Here is a 22,460-nt window from a genome sequence, read left to right as displayed (position 1 = left end):
CGGGGCGGCGCTCGACAGGGTCGCCGATCAAAGGCTGGCGTTGGCGGGCGCCGCACTTCGGCGCCCGCGCAAACCAGGAACAACCGTCGACAGTGAACCGGTCAGCGGGCCGCCAGGCTCACCGAGATGCTGGCGGTTTGAACTTGCCCGTCAGCGTCGCGAAGCGCGGCCCTGTAACCGCGCATGGTGCGGCCGGTGGTCGCCTGGGCGCACCAGTCAATGTCGTAGAACTCTAGTTCTCGGTTGAAGGCGGCGTTGCGGCACACGGTGACGGCCGTCGTGCGCACTTCGCGGCGGATCTGGTCGATCTCGAGGCCGGACACGCGGACAGTCATCGTCGTCGGGCGAGCGCCGCTCACACTGAGCGCGGCGACATCCTGGGCTTGGGTTGGTCCTGACGAAAGGGCCGCCAGGCCAAATGCAAGTGGCAGCAGCGTTGAACGAAGGACGGCTTTGGTCTTGGTCATGAGAGCTTTCCCTTTGTCTGCTCTCAGATTAGGCCGTCGCGTACCGTCCGCCTTTGGCAGGCGTCAAACTGATACTTGATCATTTCCAGGCGCACGCCCCAACGATGACGGGTCAGGCCTTGGCGACGGAGATCACGCGGAACACAAGTTCGCGTCCCCGACGGCGGATCCAAGTCAGCCCGCCCACCACAAGCGCTTCCAAATGGAATTGGAACGCAGCCTCATCGATACGACCGCCCGTGTCCTCGAAGCGAAAGAACCAACCGGCCCTCGCGCCATGCCACAACCGGCCCTCCGCGCAGCTCCCGCCAGGAAACTCCCGTACGACCCGGCAAGCGTCCTCCCGTGCACGCCATTCCGCTGCATCCAACCGACCATCACCATCCAGCGGAGCGACCACGACATAGCGGTCCGAGTAGCCAAGGCGCTCGGCGTCGGCTTCCTCAAGGACAATGCGCTTCAGCCTCGCACGTCCGATCGGCGACAGTTGCGGGGAAGCCTCAAGCACGAGTGGCCTGGCGAGCCTGCAGATTCCGACCGGCTTGTGGTGTTCCGATGGGCGTAAACAGAGGGCTGCAAGCTTCTGCCTTCGCCAGGTCGGCCGGCGTGTTCAAATTGACGAACGGGTCCGGATCAATCTCTCCCCAGTCGGCGATCGCCATGCCGGCGGCCGCCGCCAGCCCCTTGAGCGAAGCGCCACCCGCCTGCCTGTATGCCTCCAGGGTCGAGCGTATCGATGTGCGCCAGAGTGCGCAGGCCGGATGCATACGGCCGCAGCTTTGCGCGAGGGCCGACTGGTCCTTCTCGCCCATCGCCTCATGCAGCCGCTTCCACAGGTCGGCGGGCAGCCGCGGCGCGTCGCACGGCAGGGTCAGAACGCTAGTCGCGCCGCGATCCTCTGCAAATGAGATCGCCGAGATCAAGCCAGCCAGCGGCCCCTGACAATCTGGCCGGTCGCCCAACAGGGGCACGTCCCTTCGGTGACCGACTTGGGCCGGCGCGCGCACGGCGACAGCGACCGCCCCGCCCTGCGACCTGGCTATTTCCAAAGCATGATCGAGAAGAGATCGCCCTTCCAAGAGACGCGCAGGCTTGTCTCCGCCCATTCGCCGCCCATCGCCGCCGGCGAACACCACGGTGACGAAGTCAGTCCTCATTGCCCGCCCTCGCGTGGCGGCGGGCCCTTGCGCGGGCCGCTGGCCATCGGGCGGGTGTGCGCACGACGCAAGCTGCGCCCTGGCGCCGGCTGCCCCCGGCCATCCGGCTCTCGTCTTTCCAGGGTAAGACCACGCCTCGCGGCTAAGCGGCCTGCAAGCCCGTCAAGGTCCTCGGGCGTAAGGCGCAGGCGAGCGATCGGCAGGACGACGGCGTTTTCCAACGCCAGATGTTGCCGCTCGTGGCTCGCAAAGCCCAGCAGGACCTGCGGGGTGCCTTCGCCGTCAGGCAGGCTCCCTTCAGCCAATGCCTGCTCAAGGATAGCCCTGGCTTCACCAGCACGATCGGCGTCCGCTCGATGGTCAGCCGACAGCAGGTCAAGGATGCCCTCCAACTCGTCTTCGGGAAGGCTCCGCCGGCGAAGGAGCGGAAACAGGTCTTCCTCCTCATCGAGGATGTGCAGCGGGCGTTCAAAACGCAGGAAGCGAACCACCCTGGCCACGCTTCTGGCCTCAAACTCCGCCGATTGCGCGACTTCATCTATCAAGCGGCAAAGCTGACGATGACGAAGGTGCTCGAAGAAGAACCAGTCGAGCGGCGCGCTCAGTAACTCGAGCGGCATGTCCTCGATTTGTAAGGCGTCACCCGAACTCATCGCGCTCCCCCATCTTGGTCCCTTCCGTCCCTCACCCGCCCCGACGATGAATGAGCGTGAAGGTCTGCGGAGCGGGCGCGAGCTGGGATCGCAGGATGTGACGGACCGCCGCCAGCGCGGGATTCTCGTCGCCCTGAGCCGCCGACAGGAGTTGCGTCCAGCGCTCATCCGAAGCGTCCGCGACGAAGGCGCCCACGCTTTGGCGAACAAACTCCTGGACGCTGATGCCGAGCGCTTGGGCCGCCTGGCTTGCGCGGCTGGCCAGCGTCGGGTCAGCGGCCGCCAGCCAGGCTTCGGCACGGGCGACCACCTGCGCGTCATCGAGCATGTCGCCCAGAGCCAGCGCCCCGTTTCCGATCTCGCCGTTCGGCGCAAGGGCAAGACTCACGCCTTTCAGGCGGGCGCGCTCGGCCAAGCTGGCGGCGTAGCGCGCTGCGGCCGCAGCCCAGGCCCGGCTCTCCAGGTGCAACAGGATCTTGTCTTCGACCTGTTCAAACGGAAGCTCGCGCGCTTCCACCCGTTGCTCCAGGCGCAAGACGTGCCAGCCGAACCGAGAACGCACGGGCTCTGCGCCGATTGTTCCGGGCTCCAAAGCCAGCAACGCACCTTCGACCTCCGGCGCCAGGTCGCCGATCTGCAGGAGGCCAAGTCGTCCTCCCTCGGCGGCCGACGGACAGTCGGACAGGGTCCGCGCCACTTCGTCGAAGCTCGCCGCGCCAGCCCTCAGTGACTCGATCGCCAGCCTCGCCCGCTCCTTGGCCTCGTCGGCCGCGGCCTCGCCCGCGTCGCGTGGCGCCACCACGATGTGCGACGCCTGATAGAGCAACGGCGACAAGAAGCGTTGCCGATTGGCTTCGTAGAGGCGCTGGCATTCCGCACGAGTGGGCGCCTGGATTTTGACTTCCAGGTCGAGCACCGCCCGGATCAGGGCTTCATCATCCGTTTCCTCTCGGCCGGCGCCGTCCAGTTGCGGCTCTGGACGCAGACCAAGTTCATGGGCGCGGCCGAGCAGCAACCCCTTGAGCGCCAAGGCTCTGGCGGAAGCTTCCCACGCCTCGGACGCCGAGAGGCTTGGATGGTTCTGGGCTTCGAGGGCGATCAGGGCCTCGGGTATCGCGACCCCGTCGACCGCCACGGTGCGTGAGGCGATCATTCGGCCAGGTCCAGATGCGCCTTCCCAGCGGGTCGGCCGGCGCGTTGAGGATAGACGGGCGCCGCCGCTTCGGGCTTCCGCGGCAAGACGCGGCGAGTGCGAACGAGCTGCCACCCACGACGGTTCAGATACCAGACCGGAGCCGAGAGCATGTGCACGAGGCGGGTGAACGGGAAGACCAGCAGGATCGTGAGGCCGAGCGTCAGGTGGGCCTTGAAGATCCAATGAGCGTCCGCGATGTAGTCGGCCACGCCCGGCCGCAGCGTGAAGATCCCCTGCGCCCAGTACATGAACTTGAGCATCTCGGAGCCGTCCCTATGGGTCAGCGAGATGGGGATCGTCGCCAATCCAAGGGTCAGCTGGGCCATCAGCATGATGAGGATCGCCGTGTCGGTGAAGCTGGAGTTGGCGCGCACGCGAGGGTCCATGAGCCGGCGATGCAGCAGCAGCAGGCCACCGACCATGGCGAACGCTCCAGCCACCCCGCCGGCCACGATGGCCAACATCTGCTTGGCGCCATGGGTGACTCCCAGCGTGTCCCAGACGATCACCGGCGTAAGCAGGCCCACGAAATGGCCGCCGAAGATGGCCAGGACGCCCAGGTGGAATAAGACCGAGCCCGCCATGAGCTGCTTGCGGCGCAGGAGTTGGGAGGAGCCCGTCCGCCAGGTGTACGGCTCGCGGTCAAATCGAATGACCGAGCCAAGAACGAGCACCGACAGGGCGACGTATGGATAGACGCCGAACAGGATCTGATTGAGGTCCATAGCTTGCTTCCTCTAGGCCGCCGTGCCGCGTTGTGTGGGGACGCTCCCGCGCGGCGGCGTCAGCTGCTCAAGGGCGCTACGACTGGGGCAACCCGCCTCGCCTGGCCCGAAGGTGACCGGGGTCTCGGCCCAAAGCCGATCCATGGTCTCCAGGTCGTTTGGATCGTCATCGGGCTCGGCCAGCATGGCCGCCAGAATGGCGCTGTCGGCTTCTTCCGAGGCGAGCGCGGCGAGAGCCCCGAATACGGCCCGATACGCGCTGCCCCGTCTGTGCAGCCGCTCACCGAGCGCGTGGAGCACATGGCCGGCCTCCGCCAGCAGCGAGGCGGCCTCCTCGGCCGGCTGGGTCGAGAGGAACTCCAGGAACACCGGCAGGTGGTCCGGAAGCTCATTGGCCGAGAGCTCGAGCCCCTTGTTCCTGTACAATTCCAGGAGGTCGACCATTGCCTGCCCGCGGTCACGGCTCTCGCCGTGAACATGCTCGTAGAGATTCAGCGAGAGCGAACGGGTCCTATCAAACAGCCAGACATAGGCTTCCTGCGCGTCGAACAGGTCGCCCAACTCCAGTTGCAAGGCGAGCTTGGCCAACGCGCCGCGGATCGGCGGCGGGATCTGCTCGTCCTCTCTCAGCACCGCCGCCGCAGCCGGCAGGAGTTCGCGATTGCTCTGGGTCGGGTAGCTGATGAGCAACGCCAGGGCTTTGTAGGTGAGAGACATTTAGGCCTCCATCACTGATGCGGGACGCGAGCGCCGGTTGGCGCCGAAGAGGCCGGACTCTGTGCGACCACCGGAGCAGTCGTTGCCGAAGGTGAAGCCGCAGGAGCCGCGCAGGTCATAGGCGTCTTCGGCGCTCTCGCGGTGCGCCGAGGGAATGACAAAGCGATCCTCGTAGTTGGCGATCGCCATGTAGCGGTACATCGCGTCGATCTGCTCGGCGATCAGGCCCACCCTCTCGGCCAGGCGGTGATCGATGACCCCCTCGACGGTCTTGGCGCGCATATAGGCCCGCATGGCCAGCATCCTCTCCAGGGCCAGCACGACGGGCGCTTCCTTGCCGGCCGTGAGCAGGTTGGCGAGATAGGCGACGGGGATGCGCAACGAGGTCACGTCGGGCATCTCGCCGTCCATCTCTAGCGCCCCGACGGAAGCCGCCGATTGGATCGGGGACAGCGGCGGCACGTACCAGACCATCGGAAGGGTGCGGTATTCGGGGTGCAGCGGGAACGCGACCTTCCACTCGATGGCCATCTTGTAGACCGGGCTGCGGCGCGCGGCCTCGAGCCAGGCTTCAGGCACGCCGTCCGCGCGCGCCTGAGCGATCACGTTGGGGTCTTCCGGATCAAGGAACACGCCGAGTTGGGCCTCGTAGAGGTCCTCCTCGTTGGGCGTCGAGGCGGCTTTCTCGATCGCGTCGGCGTCGTAGAGCAGCACACCAAGGTAGCGGATCCGCCCGACGCAGGTCTCAGAACAGACAGTCGGCTGGCCGACCTCGATCCGCGGGAAGCAGAACGTGCACTTCTCCGATTTCCCGGATTCCCAGTTGTAGTAGATCTTCTTGTAGGGGCAGGCCGACACGCACATGCGCCACCCGCGACACTTGTCCTGGTCGATCAGCACGATCCCGTCTTCCTCGCGCTTGTAGATCGCGCCCGAGGGACAGGCCGCCACGCAGGTAGGATTGAGGCAGTGCTCGCAGAGCCGCGGCAGGTACATCATGAAGGTGTTTTCGAACTGGCCGTAGATGTCCCGCTCGATGCCTTCGAAGTTGTAGTCCTGCGATCGCTTGGCGAACTCCCCGCCGAGAATTTCTTCCCAGTTGGGGCCCCACTCGATCTTCTCCATCCGCTTGCCGCTCACGGCCGATCTCGGCCTGGCGGTCGGGAAATGCTTCATCTCCGGCGCGGTCTGCAAGTGCGCATAGTCGAAGTCGAACGGCTCGTAGTAGTCGTCGATTTCGGGCAGATCGGGGTTTGCGAAGATCTTGGCCAGGATGCGCCACTTGGGGCCCATCTTCGGCTCGATCTTGCCATTGGCCTTGCGAACCCAACCACCGTTCCAGCGCTTCTGGTTTTCCCAATCTTTGGGGAAGCCGATGCCGGGCTTGGTTTCAACATTGTTGAACCAGGCGTACTCGACGCCTTTTCTGTTGGTCCAAACATTCTTGCAGGTCACTGAACAAGTATGGCAGCCGATACATTTGTCGAGATTCAAGACCATGCCAATTTGAGCGCGGATCTTCATTGGCCAAGCTCCCCGGGCACAAGCGTCTCTTCCAGCCAGTCGATCTTCTTCATCTTGCGGACGACAACGAATTCGTCGCGATTGGATCCCACGGTTCCGTAGTAGTTGAAGCCGTAGGCGAGTTGGGCGTAGCCGCCGATCATGTGAGTGGGTTTGAGCACCGTGCGCGTGCAGGAGTTGTGGATCCCGCCGCGAAGCCCGGTGATCTCCGAACCCGGCGTGTTCACGATCTTCTCCTGCGCGTGGTACATGAAGGTCGTCCCCTCGCGGATGCGCTGAGAGACCACCGCGCGTGCGGTGAGCGCTCCATTGGCGTTGAAGACTTCGATCCAGTCGTTGTCGACGATGCCCGCCGCGCGCGCGTCCACCTCTGAGATCCACACCACCGGGCCGCCGCGATTGAGGGTCAGCATCAGCAGGTTGTCTGAATAGGTCGAGTGGATGCCCCACTTCTGGTGCGGGGTTATGAAGTTGAGCGCGATCTCTCGTTCGCCGTTGGGCTTTAGGCCCTGAACATAGGTCGTCTTTAGATCGACGGGCGGCTTGTAGACGCACAGCGCCTCACCGAACGCCCGCATCCAAAGGTGATCCTGGTAGAGCTGCTGACGCCCCGTCAGGGTGCGCCAAGGGATGAGCTCATGGACGTTGGTGTAGCCGGCGGTGTAGCAGACGTGCTCGCTCTCGATACCGGACCAGGTCGGGGAAGAGATGATCTTCCGCGGCTGGGCCAGCAGGTCCCGGAAGCGGATCTTCTCGTCTTCCTTCGGCTCGGCCAGGTGGGTGTGTTCCCGCCCGGTCTGGCGCTCGAGCGCGGCCCACGCCTTGACCGCAACCTCGCCGTTGGTCTCTGGCGCGAGCGCCAGGATCGTTTCGCAGGCGTCGATGTCGCTGTCGATCTGCGGCATGCCCTTGGTTAGGCCTTCGTCCAGCACCGGACCGTTGAGGTCTCGCAGGAGATCGACCTCGTGGTTCGTCTGCCAGGCCAGTCCCTTCCCGCCGTTCCCAGCCTTTGACATCAGCGGGCCAAGCGCCGTGAAGCACTTGTAGAGATTGGGATAGTCACGCTCGACCAGGGTGATCTGAGGCATGGTCTTGCCTGGGATCGGCTCACACTCACCAAGGTACCAGTCCTTGACGTCAAAGGGCTGGGCCAGTTCCCCGGCGCTGTCGTGCTGGATTGGCGTCAGCACCACGTCCTGTTCCACGCCCAACACTTCGGGAGCGACGTCGGAGAAGCTCTTGGCGATCGCCTTGAAGATCTCCCAGTCGGACTTCGACTCCCAAGCGGGGTCCACCGCCGCGGAAAGCGGGTGGATGAAGGGGTGCATGTCGGAGGTATTGAGGTCGTTCTTCTCGTACCAGGTCGCCGTCGGAAGGACGATGTCGGAATAGACAGCCGTCGTGGACATCCGGAAGTCCAGCGTCACCAAGAGGTCGAGCTTGCCCTCCGGGGCGTCGTCTCTCCAGACCACCTCTTTGGGAGTCTGGCCGCCGCTTTGGCCCAGATCCTTGCCCTGGACGCCGTGGGCCGCCCCAAGCAGGTGCTTGAGGAAGTACTCGTGCCCCTTGCCCGACGAACCAAGCAGGTTCGAACGCCAGACAAACATGTTGCGTGGCCAGTTGGCCGGATCATCCGGGTCCATGCAGGACATTTCGAGCTCGCGCGTCTTGAGCTGGCGAACCGTGTAGGCCTTCGGATCTACGCCTTCCGCCGCCGCGGCCTTTGCGATGTCCAGGGAATTGGACTTCAGGGCGGGCGCCGAAGGCAGCCATCCCATTCGCTCAGCGCGCGCGTTGAAGTCGATCAGGGCGCCGTCCCAGGGACCGGCGGGAGCCGTCGGCGACAGGATCTCGTCGACGCCGACCGTTTCGTAGCGCCACTGATCGGTGTGGGCGTAGAAGAACGACGTGGAGTTCTGCTGGCGTGGCGGCCGGACCCAATCGAGGGCGAAGGCCAGCGGCGCCCAGCCGGTTTGCGGCCGCAGCTTTTCCTGGCCGACATAGTGCGACCAGCCGCCTCCGGACTGACCCACGCAGCCGCACATCACCAACATGTTGATGACGCCGCGATAGTTCATGTCCATGTGGAACCAGTGGTTCATCGCCGCGCCGATGATCACCATCGACTTGCCGTTGGTCTTCTCTGCGTTGGTCGCAAAGCCGCGGGCCACGGCGATGATCTGCTCGGCCGGGACGGAGGTGATCGCTTCGGCCCAACCCGGCGAATAGGGTTCCAGGTCGTCATAGCTGGCCGGCATGTGATCGCCGCCGAAGCCCTGATCGACGCCGTAGTTGGCCAGGAAGAGGTCATAGACGCTGGCGACCAGCGTCTCCCCTTCCGCCAGTTTCAAGCGCTTGACCGGGACGTTGCGGACGAGCACGTCGGGGTGCTCGGTGGAGGCGAAGCCGTTGGAAGCCCGGTTCGCAAAGTACGGGAAGCGCACGCCAACGACCTCGTCGTGCACGCCCTTCAGGCCCAGCCTCAGCGAGACCTCCTTGCCCTTGCCGTCGCGCTCCTCGAGGTTCCACTTCCCTTCCTCGCCCCAGCGGAAGCCGATCGAGCCATTCGGAACCACGACCTGACCCGTCTCAGAGTCGACCGAGACGGTCTTCCAATCGGGGTTGTTGGTCTCGTCGAGGGCTCCGTCGAAGTCCGCGGCGCGCAAGAGGCGCTCAGGCAGGTAGCCATCGCCCTGCGGCGTGAGCCGCACGAGCATGGGCAGGTCGCTGTATCGGCGCAGGTAGTCGCGGAAGTACGGAACCTCGCGGTCGACGTGGAACTCCTTGAGGATCACGTGCCCGAACGCCATGGCGAGCGCGGCGTCCGTGCCCTGCTTCACCGGGAGCCAGAGGTCCGAGAACTTGGAGGCCTCTGAGTAGTCCGGGCAGATGACCACCGACTTGGCGCCGCGATAGCGCGCCTCGGTGTAGAAGTGGGCGTCCGGGGTGCGTGTCTGAGGCACGTTCGAGCCCCAGAGCAGGAGGAAGCTCGAATTGTACCAGTCGGCGCTTTCGGCGACGTCGGTCTGCTCGCCCCAGGTCTGCGGCGAGGCCGGCGGAAGGTCGCAGTACCAGTCGTAGAACGACCCGCAGACGCCGCCCAGAAGCTGAAGGTATCGCGCCCCTGCCGCATAGGAGACCATGGACATGGCCGGGATCGGCGAGAAGCCGAACACGCGGTCGGGCCCGTAGGTCTTGACCGTGTAGGCGTTGGCCGCCGCAACGATCTCCGTGACCTCGTCCCAGGTTGCACGCACGAAGCCGCCCGATCCGCGCATCGATGTGTAGCTGGCGCGCTTTTCCGGGTTGTTCTGGATGGAGGCCCAGGCCGCCACCGGCGAGGCGACCGCGCGGGCCTGCCGCCAAAGCTTCAGCAGCCTAGAGCGCACAAGCGGGTACTTCACGCGATTTGCCGAGTAGAGGTACCAGCTGTAGCTGGCCCCACGCGCACAGCCGCGCGGCTCGTGATTGGGCAACTCTGGTCGGGTGCGGGGATAGTCGGTCTGCTGGGTCTCCCAGGTGACGATCCCGCCCTTGACGTAGATCTTCCAGGAACACGAACCGGTGCAGTTCACGCCGTGTGTGGAACGCACGATCTTGTCGTGGCGCCAGCGCGATCGATACGCCTCCTCCCAGGTGCGGTCATCATCGTTCATCACCCCATGGCCGTCTGAAAACAGCTCGGTCTTGCGGGTGAAGAAGGCGAGGCGATCAAGGGTATGGCTCATGCTGCGGCATCCGGCGTGAGGGAAGCTTGGGGAGCGTGCAGCAGCGAGGACTTGCGGCCGTAGAAGGCCCAGTTCGTCGCTACGCAGCTGATGTAGAAGGCGAAGAAGATCCAGAGCGCGGTCTGCGGGTCGCCGGTGGCTTTCAGCGAGTCGCCGAACGCCTTGGGAATGACGAACCCGCCATAGGCCGCGATGGCCGAGGTGAAGCCGACGATGGCCGCCGATTCCATCTCCGCGGCCTTGTGACGGACCGCCTCGTCAACCTTCGGCATCAGCCGCGGCATGTCTGACCGAACGATCGCGGGGATCATCTGGAAGGTCGAAGCGTTACCCACCCCGGTCCAGAAGAATAGCCACAGGAAGCTGGCGAAGAAGATTGGGAAGGAGGGTTCGGCTCCGAACGATCCGACCCCGTGCAGGACTGCGAGCACGCCTGCAGCCAGCGCCAGGAAGACGTAGTGCGTAACGTGCTGGCCGCCGAACCGGTCCGATAGCCATCCGGTGAGCGCGCGGGAGAGCGCTCCCACCAGCGGTCCGAGGAAGGCCAGCTGCAGCGCGTTCACAGCGGGGAACAGCGTCTTCATGAGCAGCGGAAAGGCCGCCGAGAAGCCGATGAACGACCCGAACGTTCCAAGATAGAGCCAGCACATGATCCAGTTGTGCTTGCGCTTGAAGACCACCGCCTGCTCTGCGAACGAAGCCCGGGCCGAGGCGATGTCGTTCATCCCGAACCACGCGGCCGCGGCGGCCGCGACGATGAAGGGCGCCCAGATAAAGCCGGCGTTCTGCAACCAGACCTGGCTGGCGACCCCGTTCTCCACGGCCGTCTGCGGCGCCCCGACGATCGGCGCGAACATGCCGACGGTGACCACCATTGGAACGATGAACTGCATCACGCTGACGCCGAGGTTTCCAAACCCGGCGTTCATGGCCAGCGCATTGCCCTTCTCGCTCTTGGGATAGAAGAACGAGACATTGGCCATCGACGAGGCGAAGTTGCCCCCGCCGAAGCCGCAGAGCAGAGCCAAGACGACGAACACGCTATAGGGAGTGCTCAGGTCCTGGACCGCAAAGCCGATCCCCAGGGCGGGAATAAGCAAGGATAGCGTCGACAGCGTCGTCCAGAGCCGGCCGCCGAGGATCGGCACCATGAAGCTGTAGAAGATGCGCAGGGTCGCGCCCGTGAGCGCAGGCAGGGCTGTGAGCCAGAAGAGCTGGTCGGTCGTAAACTTGAAGCCGATGAGCTTCAGCTTGGCGACGACCATCGACCAGACCATCCAGATGGCGAAGGCCAGCAGAAGGTTGGGAATGGAGATCCAGAGATTGCGGGTGGCGATGCGCTTGCCACCCCCCTGCCAGAAGGCGGGATCTTCGGGCGCCCATTGATCAAGCACGTGGCGTGGAGAGGATCGGGAAGACATTGCATTCGTCCTCAAGATTGCGCCCTGCCGCCACGCAGGGGCGTGACATTGGCGGACGCGGAATGATGAAAGCTGGCCATTTCAGGGAGCTCTGGAAGGCTGCGCAGGCCGGGCTCGCTCGCCCGCTCCATTCGCCGGATCGCAAGGTGCATCCACGCGAGCGCCCCGCCGACCAACGCGAAGAGCAGCATGAAGCAGCTGGTCCAGATGCCCGTGATGTCGTTGAGTACGCCGAACGCGATCGGCAGGATGAACCCGCCGATGCCGCCGATCATTCCCACCAACCCGCCGACGGAGCCGATGTGGTCGGGATAGTAGACCGGGATGTGCTTGAAGACCGCCGCCTTCCCAAGGCTCATAGAGAAGCCGAGGACGAAGATGATGATAGTGAAGGCGACCAGACCTGTGGCCATCCGGAATTCGATGGGTCCGTGGACCCCTTCGATGACGTAGCTAGTGGGCGGATATGAGAGCAGGAAGGTGCAGATGAGGCTGACCCCGAAGGTCAGATACATGACCTTGCGGGCGCCGATCCGATCGGAGAGCCAGCCTCCGAAGATGCGAAAGAGCGAAGCTGGGATGGAATAGGCCGCAGCGATGAAGCCCGCCGTCTTGATGTCCAGGCCATAGACGCCGACCAAATAGCGCGGCAGCCAGAGGGCCAGCGCCACGAAGGCGCCGAAGACAAAGAAGTAGTAGAGCGCAAAGCGCCAGACCTGCAGATTCTTCAGCGGCGCGAGCTGCAGAAAGGTCGCGGCGACCTTCACCCCGGCGGCGCGGCGGCGAACGATTTCGGGGTCATCGCGGGTCGCGGCGAACGCGAAAATCGCGATGCCGGCGAGAGCGAGGGACCAATATTGCGCTACGGCTTCCCAGCCGTAGGCCAACATCACGAATGGGGCGGCGAACTTGGTGACGGCCGCACCGACATTCCCGGCCCCGAATATGCCAAGCGCCGTGCCCTGGCGTTCCTTGGGAAAGAACTTGGACACATAGGCCACGCCAACGGCGAAGCAGCCGCCGGCAAGACCGACACCCGCCCCGGCCAGGAGGAACTGCGGGTAGGTCTGTGCGTAGGAGAGCAGCCAGGTCGCTAGCGCTGCGGCCAGCATGACCGCGAGATTTACGATGCGCCCTCCAAATTGGTCGGTCCAAACCCCGAGGAAGACGCGCGTCAGCGAGCCGACCAGGATCGGGGTCCCTACGAGGAGGCCAAATTGCGCTTCAGACAGCGCAAGATCCTGACGGATCTGGATGCCGATAATCGAAAAAATGGTCCACACCGCAAAGCATGCGGTGAAGGAGAAGGTGCTGACCCAAAGCGCTCTGCCCGCGCCAGGCGCGCCAGGCGCGCCAGGTATCGCAGCATGGTCCACGCGGACCCCCATTGCTCTCGCGGTCCTGAGTGGCCGCACGAGACTGGTAGCTTGGAGCGACGCCGGGTCACTTGACGCAGGTCAAGCGCGCGGAAGTCTTTGGGACGCTTTTTGCCTGCGCCGGGTTGCAAGGTCTGGAGCGAAGAATTGCAAGGCGGCCGCCGACTTGACGCATGTCAACGCGCCACCCCGGCCGCAGATCGAAACTCCGGGCGTACAGCTGGAGATTCCTATGCCGTTGAAATCCGCCGATCTGGAGCGTGTTCGATCGCTTTCGTTGTTCTCTGGGGTCAGCGACGAGACCTTTGCGCTGGTTACATCGGGCGCCTTCCTGCAGCGATTTCGCGCCGGCGCGACGCTGCTGACCGAGGGCGATCAGGTCGACTTTCTCTACGTCTTGTTGGACGGAATCGTGGAGCTCAGCGGGACCTGGAACGACAAGGAAACCACGCTGGCGGTTCTGCGTCCGGTCTCGACCTTCATTCTTGCCGCGGCAGTTCTCGACACCGAAGCGTTGATGAGCGCTCAGACCATCGAGAGCTCGGATGTCCTAATGCTGTCAGGTGAGGCCTTGAGGCGCGCCATGAGGTCCGACGCATGCTTCGCGACCGCTGTGGCTGAGGAGCTGTCAGGCTGCTATCGCGGCCTTGTCCGCGCCATCAAAAGCCAAAAGCTCAGGGGCGGGGCTGAGCGCCTCGCCAACTACCTGTTGTCCCAACAGGCACGACAGGGGGGGCATGAAACTTTCACTCTGCCTCATGAGAAGCGGGTGCTTGCGGCGCTCCTTGGCATGACCCCTGAAAACCTCTCACGGGCGTTCGCCAGTCTGACCACCAACTACGGCGTGATCGTGAACGGACCGACGGTCTCACTCACACGGCCGGCCGTCATCCGTCGCCTGGCCAAACCCTCCCCCCTCATCGATAACCACATGCCGCAAGGCGAGCGCGCCACCGGGAAGGCCGAGCGGGAACTCTGGCCCGCCGCGGGCTTGATGCGCGCTCAGATCTAGCCGCCGAGCTGGGCGAGGTTGCGCAGGTCCCCCGGCCGCCCCTCTGCCAGCTGGTGGGCGGCGGGCTTGCCAAGCAACGCCTCGGCGACCCTTTGCTCAAGCGCGGGCTGCGCGCCCTCAACGAGCAAGTCGCGCAGATCCATCCCGCCCTCCCCGAAGAGGCAAAGCCGCAGGGCGCCGCGCGATGTGACCCTCAGGCGATTGCAGCCATCGCAGAAGCCGGCCGAATAGGGCGCGATCAGGCCAAGCCGTCCGAGGTGGTCAGGATGCGTAAATTCCACGGCCGGGCCGCCATCGCCGTCACGCGCGCGAGCAGTCCATCCGTCGCGGGCGAGCCAGTCACGAAGCAGTTGGCCGCTAGCGTGGTGGGCGGCGAAATAGTCGGCGTTGTCGGCCGTTCGCATCAGCTCGATGAACCGCACCGCGATCGGTCGCTCGCGCACGAAGGCCGCAAACTCCGCGAAGCCGCGCTCAGCGGTTTCCCTCAGCAGCACCGCATTGACCTTCACCGATGGCAGACCAAGGTCGACGGCCTGATCCAAACCGCCCAGCACCGCCGCGAGACGATCATGGCCGGTGATCTGCCGGAACTGGTCGGCGTCCAGTGAGTCCAGACTTACGTTGAGATGGGTGAGGCCGGCCGCGCGCCAGTCGGCGATACGCCGAGAGAGGTTCCAGCCATTGGTCGTCATCGCGACCTTCTCGATCCCCGGGGTCTCAGCAACGCAGGCGATGATGTCGCCGATGTCGCGGCGAACCGTCGGCTCGCCGCCCGTCAGCCGCACCTTGCGCACGCCGAGGTGCGCGAAGGCCTCGGTCAGCCGTCCGATTTCCTCGACCGAAAGCAACTCCATCGGACCCGATTTCCGGTAGCCGTTGGGCAGGCAGTACGTGCAGCGAAAATTGCAGGCCTCAGTGACAGAGAGTCGCAAGTAATTGAAACGGCGACCAAACCCATCGACCAAGCGGTTCATCTGGCGATCCCCGTACTCACTCAAAACGCCATTACCAGCACAGGCTCGCCCGCGATCTTGGCGCGCTCGCCCGGAACTTGCCGAATGAGGGCGTCGCAGCGGGCCAGCGCGGCCTGTGCGGCCGCGTCCTGGTTGCCGACAGGCACAATCCCTTGAGGGGATCGAGCGGCCCGCACAAAGGTCTCGCGCTCGCCGCAGCATGGCAGGTCGCCCGCCAGCAATTCCCACTTCCAGTGGCTGGCCTGCGTCGCGCAAGGGCCGGCCATCTTGGCGATGAGGGGGGCCAGGAGCAGGCGTGCCGTGACCATGGCCGAGGTGGGATTGCCTGGCAGGCCGACGATGAGTTTGCCTTGGCAGCGCCCAACCCACACCGGCTTTCCAGGCTTGATCGCCACCTTGTCGACATCCAGGTGGAGGCCCAACGGGGCGAACATGGCGCGAGCCAGGTCATGCTCGCCGACGGACGCGCCGCCGCTCACGACCACGATATCGGCTTCGTCGAGCGCGCGGGACGCCGCCTGCTCCAGTGCGGCGAGATCATCAGCATGCCGCGATCGTCCCACGACCACGCCGCCCCACTGGCGCACCAGTGCTGCGACCCCGAAGGAAACGCTGTCCGGAATGCCCTCGCCCAGCCCACCCGGCTCGCGAATTTCATCGCCGGTCGCCATCAACCGCACGCGCGGGCGGGCCCAGACCATGACCTCGCCGACATCTGCCGCCGCCAGCGCCACCATGCGCGGCGCATCCAACACCGTTCCGGCCTCCAGCAGGATGGCGCCAGCGCGAAAATCAGATCCAGCCGAACGAATATGGGTTCGTCCGCGCCCGACGCCGCTAAACGTCACGAACTCGCCGGCGCGCTGGACATCTTCCTGGATGACGACGCGGCTTGCGCCGGATGGGGTCGGGGCCCCGGTAAAGACCCGGAGGCAAGTTCCCTGGGCGAGCGGACCGGGCGGCGCCTGGCCCGCGCGCGAGTCTCCCGCCAGCTTCAGGGTGACCTCGCCAGCGCGCAGATCGGCGTCTCGTACGGCGTAGCCGTCCATGGCCGATACATTGACGGGGGGCGAAGCGTTCCGTGCCGCTACAGGCACGGCCAATACGCGCTGGCAGGCGTCGTCAAGGCGCACCCTCTCGAGGGCGAGCGGCTCCCCTAGTCCCAGGACGACCTGCAGCGCTTCATCGAAACCCATCATGCGCAGACGCCTACATACCTGGGGATCTGTCCCACCAGCGAACAAGGCCGAAAGCGACTGTCGAGTTCCTGAGAGAGCACCAGATCCCAGGCATCGCGGCAGGCGCCTGTCGACCCTGGCACGCAGAAGATGAAGCGATCACCGATCTGTCCCGCCAGCGCCCGCGACTGGAGAGTCGAGACGCCGACCGTGCCAAGACTCGCCTGGTGGAAGACGACTGCGAACCCGTCCATCTCGCGGTCCAGCAGCGGCCGCACGGCTTCGGGCGTAACATCCCGCGGCGAAAACCCGGTTCCGCCTGTTGTGAGGATAACGTCGACCGCCGGGTTGGCCGCCCATGAGAGGATCTGGCCACGAATAGCGTCTACCTGGTCAGCGACGATCGCGCGTGCGCCGAGCTTGTGGCCGGCCGCCAGCAGGCGTTCGGCTAATAGGCCGCCAGAGGTATCGGTCTCCATTGTGCGGGTGTCGGAAATCGTCAGGACGGCGATGTTCAGCGCGTAGAATGGAAGGCCCTCGTCGATCCCGGACTTCATGAGTTCATATCCCTAGTCTGCAGAAATTAGAGGCAAAGCGGCACTGGTCAGCCGCCCGAGAACACCGGCAGGAAGGCGACTTCGGAGCCACGCTCCACCCTGGTCCGGTCGTGTGAAATGACCTGGTCAAGTGATGCGCGAACGTCGGGACGCAGCAGCGCCGCACGCCCTTCCGGACATGCTGCCGCCGCCAAACGTCGGCGAAGCTGTCCCAGAGTGCATCCTGCAGCCGGCAGGGCCACCGCCCGCTCGCGGCCGAGGATATCGGCCAAGTGTCCAAAGAAGAGCACTCGAACCGATCCAGCACCCTCAGACATGGTGGTGTCAGTCATTGACCATTCCCGTTCGGCCGATGCATAGGGCCGCGCCCCGGAACCTTCCTTGTCGAATATCAAGCCACGCGAAACGGGGGAGCATGGGGCTGCATCGACACGGACCTAGGCGGACGCGCGCTAAACGGGGGCTGCATTGGGGCCTGGGCCGCTCGCCAGGCCTGGGCGACCTCGGCCGCTACTCGCAGCAGTTCGCTATGCGTCAGCATGGGCGCTCCAGCCCGACAGGCCATGCCCTCGATCATGAGGTCCAGGACATCGGGGCCTGGCCCCTCCCCCAGGATATGGTCTGCTTCGGGCGACCCAAGCAGCACCGCGCATAGATGAGCGCGCCAGAGCCCGATTGCGCTAGCGCGAAGGCGCGCCAGCACATCATCGAGCGTCGCGGCCTGGCGGAGCGCGCCGACCAACGGCGCGTCCCCTTGGAGCGCCTCCAGGTGGCGAGCGATCAGCAGGACGCCGTTGTCGTCCCTGCCTTGAAGCCGGTCGAATAGGTATAGCCGACGGATCAGGCCCGAGAGGACCTCGCGCGCGGCCTCCTCACGGTCGGCGAAGTAGACGTAGAAGGCGCCGTTCGACATCCCGGCCTCAGCTGCGACGTCGCTAATTCGAAAGTCGACATAGCCCCGGGCAGACAGGACGCGCGCCGTCGCAGCCAGCAGGCGAGCGCGCGTTCTTTGGCGCTTGCGCGGCGCATCTGAGTGCTCGGCGCTCCAGCTCAGAGTTTGCAGATAAGAGGCCGGCGCGCTCGCAACCTTCAGCAACTCTTTTGAATTCTGCATCGGCCATCCAATTCGCCGGCGCCCCTTCGGGGTGAAGGGGGCGTTGGACGGGCAGGCGCCAACGCCCCCTGCCGGCGCCGCGCCGGCCGCCCTGCTCGCACTGCACGTCTGGGAGGACTGAGTTTGCAGGACAACTACATGCTAGGTTCGGGTAGACCGTCCTCCCATGACATCAATCATTTCATCGCGCCGACAGCGCCGGGCGCTTGGTGGCTAAAGACAATCTCAGGCTTGACTATCGTCATGCCTACGATCGCGGTTCAGGCCGTCCGGCTGGTCAAGGCGAGCGGCGCCTCAAGCGCCGACCAATCGATCATTCCGTCATGCTTGAGGTTCTCGAATTCAAGCACGCCGAGCTCTTCGAACTTGGGTCGAATCTTGTCGGTCAGCAGCCCGATCCGCTTGAGGTTCGGGATCATGCGTTCGAACAGGAAGGTGCGGAACGCCTGCCCCCCCTGGGTGGCGTTGTTGATCTCGATCGCCTCCTCATGGGTGAAGCCGAACTCCTCGGCCACATTGGTCGAAACCAAGCGATTGCGCATGACCACACAGGCCTCGTAGGCGAACTGCGCGCGCTCCTCGATCTGGTCTTCCGGAAGCGCACGGATCCAGTCTTCGAGATAGTTGACACCAAACGCCACGTGCCGACCCTCATCACGCATCACAAGGCCAACGACATCTCGCAGCAGCGGATCGTCGGTGGTCGAGTGGATGGTCTGGAACGCCGCCAGGGCCAGGCCCTCGATCAGGATCTGCATGCCGATGAACTTCAAATCCCAGCGGGAATCGGTGAGCACCTTGTCGAGCAGGTACTTCAGGCTCGGATTGATCGGATAGATCATGCGGCAGCGTTCCATCAGGTATCGGTGGAACACCTCGACATGGCGGGCTTCATCGAAGGTCTGCGACGCGGCATACAGTTTTGCGTCATGGGTCGGCGCGCAGCTCACCAATTGAGACGCCACCATCAGGGCGCCCTGCTCGCCATGCAGGAACTGGGAGAGTGTCTGGGCCACTGAGCGGCGGCCGAACTCGGCCTTTTGCTCTGCAGTCAGCGCCTGGAACTTCGGATGCGCAGCGAAACCTTCCGGCTCGCCGGCCGCGTTTGCCGGAGCAGGTCGCGGCTGGCTCCAGTCGATGTCGTACTCGACGTTCCAGTTGAAGCGCTTGCCCAGTTCGTAGAGCCGCCGGATCTTGCTGTTGGCCGTCTCATAGTCCCAGTTGAAGGAACCGGTCAGCGGGGTTTGGAAGATCTCGCGGATTGTCTCGACGTCACGATCGGTGAGACGGGCGGCGATATCCTCGTCGTCGAAATACTGAATCTCGGTCGGCGGTCCTGCGACCTCATTCACTTGAAGCATGGTGTTTTCCTCCCTCGCCGCTGATGCGGCTGAAGGACACCCTAAAAGATGACGCTGGCGTCATCTTTGATGCAGATCAAGCGTCGGGCTGCCGACAATCAAGCGGCGGCAGCCCGCGCAGGCCCTCAGGCTGGAGCGTGATCTGGTTGGATTTCACCATTTCGCCACGCGCGAAGGCGCTTGCCGTGCTGCGCGAACTCCAGCCGCGCGATCGCCCGCTTGTGCACTTCGTCCGGCCCGTCGGCGATCCGCAGCGCCCGCATGCCCGCATAGGCCCGTGCCAGTCCGAAGTCTTCGGAGACGCCTCCCCCGCCGTGCGCCTGTATGGCGTCGTCGATGACCTTCAGCGCCGTACGCGGGGCCGCCACCTTGATCAGGGCGATCTCCAACTGGGCCGACTTGGCGCCGCGCTTGTCCATCATGTCGGCCGCCTTCAGGCACAGCAGCCGGGTCATCTCGATGTCGAGCCTGGCCTCGGCGATCCGTTGCTCCCAGACCGATTGATCGGCCAGGCGCTTGCCGAAGGCGACGCGCGCCAGAAGGCGGTCCGTCATCTTCTCCAGCGCGACCTCGGCCACACCGAGCGTTCGCATGCAGTGATGGATTCTGCCCGGCCCCAGCCGACCCTGGGCGATCTCGAAGCCGCGCCCCTCCCCGAGAATGAGATTCTGCGCCGGCACCCTGACGTCGCGCAGCACCACCTCGCCGTGACCGTGGGGAGCGTCGTCGTATCCGAAGACCGGGAGCATTCGCTCGATATGGACGCCGGGCGTGTCGAGCGGCACGATGATCTGCGACTGCTGGGCGTGGCGAGCCGCCTCGGGGTCGGTCTTGCCCATGACGATCGCGACCTTGCAGCGGGGATCACCGACCCCCGAAGACCACCACTTCCGGCCGTTGATGACGTAACTGTCGCCATCACGCACGATGCGTGTCTCGATGTTGGTCGCATCCGAAGACGCGACGTCCGGCTCGGTCATCAGGAATGCAGAACGAATGTCGCCGCTCATCAGCGGCGCGAGCCAGGCAGCCTTCTGCGCCGCGGTCCCGTAGCGGTGAAGCACCTCCATGTTGCCGGTGTCCGGCGCAGAGCAGTTGAACACCTCGGAGGCGAAGCCAACCCTGCCCATTTCCTCGGCGCAGAGGGCGTACTCCAGATTGGTCAGGCCAGCACCGCGGAACTCACCCTCGTCGTGCTCGGAGGGCGGCAGGAAGAGGTTCCAGAGGCCGCTGACATAGGCTCGCGCCTTGAGTTCCTCGACGATCGGAATGACCTGCCAGCGCTCAGCGCCTTCCTTCCGGGTTTGGGCCTCATAGACGGGCACGGCAGGCAAAATGTGGTCGACCATGAAGGCGCGAACACGGTCGCGCCAGTACGACTGACGACCGCTCAGCGAGAAGTCCATGAATTCAAACCTTGATCTGGCCGCCAGGTGCTGGCGGCGCGTGGGTAGGCGCTGCTTAGCGAAGGCGGGGAGTAACGAGGTTCAAGAGCTCCAAACCTCCCCGGCGCGCTGCTGGCGTCGTTGACCGAGGAGCCAAGCGCAACCGGGAGACCTCCAAGCCGGGGTCAATTTGTCCAGGTAGGTCCAGCGGCGGGCGGCGGGCGAACTCGCGCAATATGAGGGTCACATCCGGCCACATAGTTTTCTCCTTCTGTGAGGAGACTAGGCCTTCTGAAGGGGATGAGTTTTGAGCCTGATCAATCAACCAATTGATCTTGGATAGGCGCCCGCCACCTGGGAACGCCCCCAACCGAAAATGCCGAAGACCTTAAGCGGGGTCTCCCGCATCCGCTGAGGCGCTAATGTGTAGCCTCAAGTCCCTGCCGGCGGCAGGCCTGCCTGCAATGCCGCGACGGCGAGTCTGGCCAGCAGCCGGTCGGCGCCGGAGGCCTGCAGTTCGGCGACAAGCCCCTCAGCACCACGCTCGTCGAGACGTTGCGCCAGAAACTCAGGTGACGTGGTTGTAGAGCCACGACACAGATCGACCGCACGTCCTGCGCGGCCATCACGCATGGGGATCATGCGGTCCCCAAGACGACCGGCCTCAGCCGAATCGTGGGTGACATAGACCACCGGAATGGCGAGTTCTTCGTGAAGGGCTTCCAGGTATGGCAGCACCTCGGACTTCCTTTGGCGGTCGAGGCTCGCGAGGGGTTCGTCCATGAGCAGCAGCCGCGGCTGCGCCAACAAGGCGCGACCTATGGCGACGCGCTGCCTCTCGCCTCCAGAAAGCTTTGCGACGCCGCGGTCCAACAAAGACTCCAGGCTCAGGAGAGCGACGATCTGATCGAATCCGATTGGCGCTTCGCCCTTGGCCCGATTGCGGCCGAACAGCAAGTTTTTGCGGACCGACAGATGGGCCAGCAGACTGGCCTCCTGGAAGACGAAGCCGATTGGCCTGCGGTGCGGAGGCAAGAAACCGGACGCGTCCTGCCAGACCTCGCCTGCGACCTGCAGGCGTCCGGGCAAGCGCTCAAGCCCCGCAAGACAGCGCAGAAGGGTCGTCTTGCCGCATCCGGAGGGACCAAAGAGCACCGTCACGCCGGCAGCTGGAACGGTGAGTTCGATGTCCAGGGCGAAATCCCCGACCTGCCCCCGGAAGCTCGCCTCGATGGTGTCGCACGCCATGGTCATGGACGCAGGCGACCGGTGCGCCGCTCGATCAGCAGCAGGCTAAGCATAACCGCGAAGGCAAAGGTCAGCAGCACCCCCGCCAATTGATGAGCCTTGTCCCATTCCAGCGCTTCCACCAGGCGATAGATCTCGATCGAGAGGACGTCGGTCTCGCCGGGGATGCCGCCCCCAAGCATCAGAACTACTCCGAACTCTCCGACGGTGTGGGCGAAGACCAGGATGGCGGCGACCACAAAACCTGGGCGGGCCAGGGGCAGTGCGACACTGAAGAACGCGTCCACAGGCGAGGCGCGCAAGGTGGCGGCCACTTCGAAGGGCCGCTCGCCAACAGCTTGGAACGCGTTGCGGATCGGCTGCACGGCGAAGGGCAGAGAATAGACCACGGAGCCGATCACCAACCCCTCGAAGGTGAACGCGAGGGTTCGGACGCCAAGAGCCTGGAGCGGCGCCATCAGCGGGCTGTTCGGCCCAAGCGCGATGAGCAGATAGAAGCCAAGAACCGTGGGGGGCAGCACGATCGGCAGGGAGACGAGAGCACCGACGATCTCTTTCCACCAGCGACGGCTGCGGGCGAGCCACCAGGCCAGCGGCGTCGCCAGGACAAGCAGCACGGCCGTCGTGACGCCAGCTAGCTTAACCGTGACCCACAGGATATCCAGCAT

The 22,460-nt window shown here is 64.7% G+C and carries 20 protein-coding genes; 1 reads left to right on the top strand and 19 read right to left on the bottom strand.

Going from position 1 to position 22,460, the window contains the following annotated elements; genetic code table 11:
• Nucleotides 1–101: 101 nt before the first annotated feature.
• The 10 genes from AC1DQJ_RS01235 to AC1DQJ_RS01190 form a co-directional block, all read right to left on the bottom strand.
• A complete protein-coding gene (locus tag AC1DQJ_RS01235) occupies nt 102–467 on the bottom strand; it encodes a hypothetical protein (protein ID WP_477599455.1) in 366 nt (121 codons plus the stop codon).
• 500 nt (nt 468–967) lie between these two features.
• Nucleotides 968–1,624, bottom strand: a complete 657-nt coding sequence (mobA, locus tag AC1DQJ_RS01230; protein WP_477599453.1) for a molybdenum cofactor guanylyltransferase — start codon at nt 1,622–1,624, stop codon at nt 968–970.
• Complete coding sequence (locus AC1DQJ_RS01225; protein WP_477599451.1) at nt 1,621–2,277, bottom strand: hemerythrin domain-containing protein; 657 nt, start codon at nt 2,275–2,277, stop codon at nt 1,621–1,623. The genes mobA and AC1DQJ_RS01225 overlap by 4 nt, the downstream gene beginning before the upstream one ends.
• A 31-nt stretch (nt 2,278–2,308) precedes the next feature.
• Nucleotides 2,309–3,412, bottom strand: coding sequence for a peptidylprolyl isomerase (locus AC1DQJ_RS01220; RefSeq protein WP_477599449.1), 1,104 nt, complete (start codon nt 3,410–3,412; stop codon nt 2,309–2,311).
• A 14-nt stretch (nt 3,413–3,426) separates the two neighbouring features.
• Nucleotides 3,427–4,197 carry a respiratory nitrate reductase subunit gamma gene (gene narI, locus AC1DQJ_RS01215; protein ID WP_477599447.1) on the bottom strand — a complete coding sequence of 257 codons (771 nt, stop codon included), beginning with the start codon at nt 4,195–4,197 and terminating at the stop codon, nt 3,427–3,429.
• Nucleotides 4,198–4,209: 12 nt separating this feature from the next.
• Complete coding sequence (gene narJ, locus AC1DQJ_RS01210) at nt 4,210–4,914, bottom strand: nitrate reductase molybdenum cofactor assembly chaperone (protein WP_477599445.1); 705 nt, start codon at nt 4,912–4,914, stop codon at nt 4,210–4,212.
• A complete protein-coding gene (gene narH, locus AC1DQJ_RS01205) occupies nt 4,915–6,414 on the bottom strand; it encodes a nitrate reductase subunit beta (protein ID WP_477599729.1) in 1,500 nt (499 codons plus the stop codon).
• Between the two features lie 20 nt (nt 6,415–6,434).
• Nucleotides 6,435–10,166, bottom strand: a complete 3,732-nt coding sequence (locus AC1DQJ_RS01200) for a nitrate reductase subunit alpha (protein WP_477599443.1) — start codon at nt 10,164–10,166, stop codon at nt 6,435–6,437.
• Nucleotides 10,163–11,587: a NarK family nitrate/nitrite MFS transporter gene (locus AC1DQJ_RS01195; protein ID WP_477599441.1), complete on the bottom strand. Its 1,425-nt coding sequence runs from the start codon at nt 11,585–11,587 to the stop codon at nt 10,163–10,165. Before AC1DQJ_RS01195 ends, AC1DQJ_RS01200 begins: the two co-directional genes overlap by 4 nt.
• An 11-nt stretch (nt 11,588–11,598) precedes the next feature.
• Nucleotides 11,599–12,963 (bottom strand): MFS transporter, encoded by a 1,365-nt coding sequence (locus AC1DQJ_RS01190; RefSeq protein WP_477599439.1) that lies wholly within the window; start codon nt 12,961–12,963, stop codon nt 11,599–11,601.
• 232 nt (nt 12,964–13,195) lie between these two features.
• Between AC1DQJ_RS01190 and ftrB the strand changes: the two genes are divergently transcribed.
• The gene (gene ftrB / locus AC1DQJ_RS01185; RefSeq protein ID WP_477599437.1) at nt 13,196–13,975 is read left to right on the top strand and encodes a transcriptional activator FtrB; all 780 of its coding nucleotides are present in this window, start codon (nt 13,196–13,198) and stop codon (nt 13,973–13,975) included.
• On the opposite strand, the gene moaA is transcribed toward ftrB, so the two are convergent.
• The 9 genes from moaA to modB form a co-directional block, all read right to left on the bottom strand.
• Complete coding sequence (gene moaA / locus AC1DQJ_RS01180) at nt 13,972–14,949, bottom strand: GTP 3',8-cyclase MoaA (protein WP_477599435.1); 978 nt, start codon at nt 14,947–14,949, stop codon at nt 13,972–13,974. The genes ftrB and moaA overlap by 4 nt on opposite strands.
• A gap of 20 nt (nt 14,950–14,969) precedes the next feature.
• Nucleotides 14,970–16,148: a molybdopterin molybdotransferase MoeA gene (locus AC1DQJ_RS01175; protein WP_477599433.1), complete on the bottom strand. Its 1,179-nt coding sequence runs from the start codon at nt 16,146–16,148 to the stop codon at nt 14,970–14,972.
• On the bottom strand, nt 16,145–16,684 hold the full coding sequence (locus AC1DQJ_RS01170; RefSeq protein ID WP_477599431.1) for a molybdenum cofactor synthesis domain-containing protein: 540 nt from the start codon (nt 16,682–16,684) through the stop codon (nt 16,145–16,147). Before AC1DQJ_RS01170 ends, AC1DQJ_RS01175 begins: the two co-directional genes overlap by 4 nt.
• Before the next feature lie 47 nt (nt 16,685–16,731).
• Nucleotides 16,732–17,016: a MoaD/ThiS family protein gene (locus tag AC1DQJ_RS01165; protein WP_477599429.1), complete on the bottom strand. Its 285-nt coding sequence runs from the start codon at nt 17,014–17,016 to the stop codon at nt 16,732–16,734.
• Nucleotides 17,017–17,075: 59 nt separating this feature from the next.
• Complete coding sequence (locus AC1DQJ_RS01160; protein WP_477599427.1) at nt 17,076–17,798, bottom strand: TetR/AcrR family transcriptional regulator; 723 nt, start codon at nt 17,796–17,798, stop codon at nt 17,076–17,078.
• Nucleotides 17,799–18,058: 260 nt separating this feature from the next.
• Nucleotides 18,059–19,159 carry a ferritin-like domain-containing protein gene (locus AC1DQJ_RS01155; RefSeq protein WP_477599425.1) on the bottom strand — a complete coding sequence of 367 codons (1,101 nt, stop codon included), beginning with the start codon at nt 19,157–19,159 and terminating at the stop codon, nt 18,059–18,061.
• A 125-nt stretch (nt 19,160–19,284) separates the two neighbouring features.
• Nucleotides 19,285–20,565, bottom strand: a complete 1,281-nt coding sequence (locus AC1DQJ_RS01150; RefSeq protein ID WP_477599423.1) for an acyl-CoA dehydrogenase family protein — start codon at nt 20,563–20,565, stop codon at nt 19,285–19,287.
• A 411-nt stretch (nt 20,566–20,976) separates the two neighbouring features.
• Nucleotides 20,977–21,792 (bottom strand): molybdenum ABC transporter ATP-binding protein, encoded by an 816-nt coding sequence (modC, locus tag AC1DQJ_RS01145; RefSeq protein WP_477599421.1) that lies wholly within the window; start codon nt 21,790–21,792, stop codon nt 20,977–20,979.
• Nucleotides 21,793–21,794: 2 nt separating this feature from the next.
• Complete coding sequence (gene modB / locus AC1DQJ_RS01140) at nt 21,795–22,460, bottom strand: molybdate ABC transporter permease subunit (RefSeq protein ID WP_477599419.1); 666 nt, start codon at nt 22,458–22,460, stop codon at nt 21,795–21,797.

Source organism: Phenylobacterium sp. P4_E10, assembly GCF_056401675.1.
This window is presented reverse-complemented; position numbering and strand designations above follow the sequence as displayed.

Bases quoted from the DNA above. Each gene is read 5' to 3' on its own strand.
- AC1DQJ_RS01235 (WP_477599455.1), bottom strand. From the start codon at position 467: ATGACCAAGACCAAAGCCGTCCTTCGTTCAACGCTGCTGCCACTTGCA.
- mobA (WP_477599453.1), bottom strand. From the start codon at position 1,624: ATGAGGACTGACTTCGTCACCGTGGTGTTCGCCGGCGGCGATGGGCGG.
- AC1DQJ_RS01225 (WP_477599451.1), bottom strand. From the start codon at position 2,277: ATGAGTTCGGGTGACGCCTTACAAATCGAGGACATGCCGCTCGAGTTA.
- narI (WP_477599447.1), bottom strand. From the start codon at position 4,197: ATGGACCTCAATCAGATCCTGTTCGGCGTCTATCCATACGTCGCCCTG.
- narJ (WP_477599445.1), bottom strand. From the start codon at position 4,914: ATGTCTCTCACCTACAAAGCCCTGGCGTTGCTCATCAGCTACCCGACC.
- narH (WP_477599729.1), bottom strand. From the start codon at position 6,414: ATGGTCTTGAATCTCGACAAATGTATCGGCTGCCATACTTGTTCAGTG.
- AC1DQJ_RS01200 (WP_477599443.1), bottom strand. From the start codon at position 10,166: ATGAGCCATACCCTTGATCGCCTCGCCTTCTTCACCCGCAAGACCGAG.
- AC1DQJ_RS01195 (WP_477599441.1), bottom strand. From the start codon at position 11,587: ATGTCTTCCCGATCCTCTCCACGCCACGTGCTTGATCAATGGGCGCCC.
- ftrB (WP_477599437.1), top strand. From the start codon at position 13,196: ATGCCGTTGAAATCCGCCGATCTGGAGCGTGTTCGATCGCTTTCGTTG.
- moaA (WP_477599435.1), bottom strand. From the start codon at position 14,949: ATGAACCGCTTGGTCGATGGGTTTGGTCGCCGTTTCAATTACTTGCGA.
- AC1DQJ_RS01175 (WP_477599433.1), bottom strand. From the start codon at position 16,148: ATGATGGGTTTCGATGAAGCGCTGCAGGTCGTCCTGGGACTAGGGGAG.
- AC1DQJ_RS01170 (WP_477599431.1), bottom strand. From the start codon at position 16,684: ATGAAGTCCGGGATCGACGAGGGCCTTCCATTCTACGCGCTGAACATC.
- AC1DQJ_RS01165 (WP_477599429.1), bottom strand. From the start codon at position 17,016: ATGACTGACACCACCATGTCTGAGGGTGCTGGATCGGTTCGAGTGCTC.
- AC1DQJ_RS01160 (WP_477599427.1), bottom strand. From the start codon at position 17,798: ATGCAGAATTCAAAAGAGTTGCTGAAGGTTGCGAGCGCGCCGGCCTCT.
- AC1DQJ_RS01155 (WP_477599425.1), bottom strand. From the start codon at position 19,159: ATGCTTCAAGTGAATGAGGTCGCAGGACCGCCGACCGAGATTCAGTAT.
- AC1DQJ_RS01150 (WP_477599423.1), bottom strand. From the start codon at position 20,565: ATGGACTTCTCGCTGAGCGGTCGTCAGTCGTACTGGCGCGACCGTGTT.
- modC (WP_477599421.1), bottom strand. From the start codon at position 21,792: ATGGCGTGCGACACCATCGAGGCGAGCTTCCGGGGGCAGGTCGGGGAT.
- modB (WP_477599419.1), bottom strand. From the start codon at position 22,460: ATGCTGGATATCCTGTGGGTCACGGTTAAGCTAGCTGGCGTCACGACG.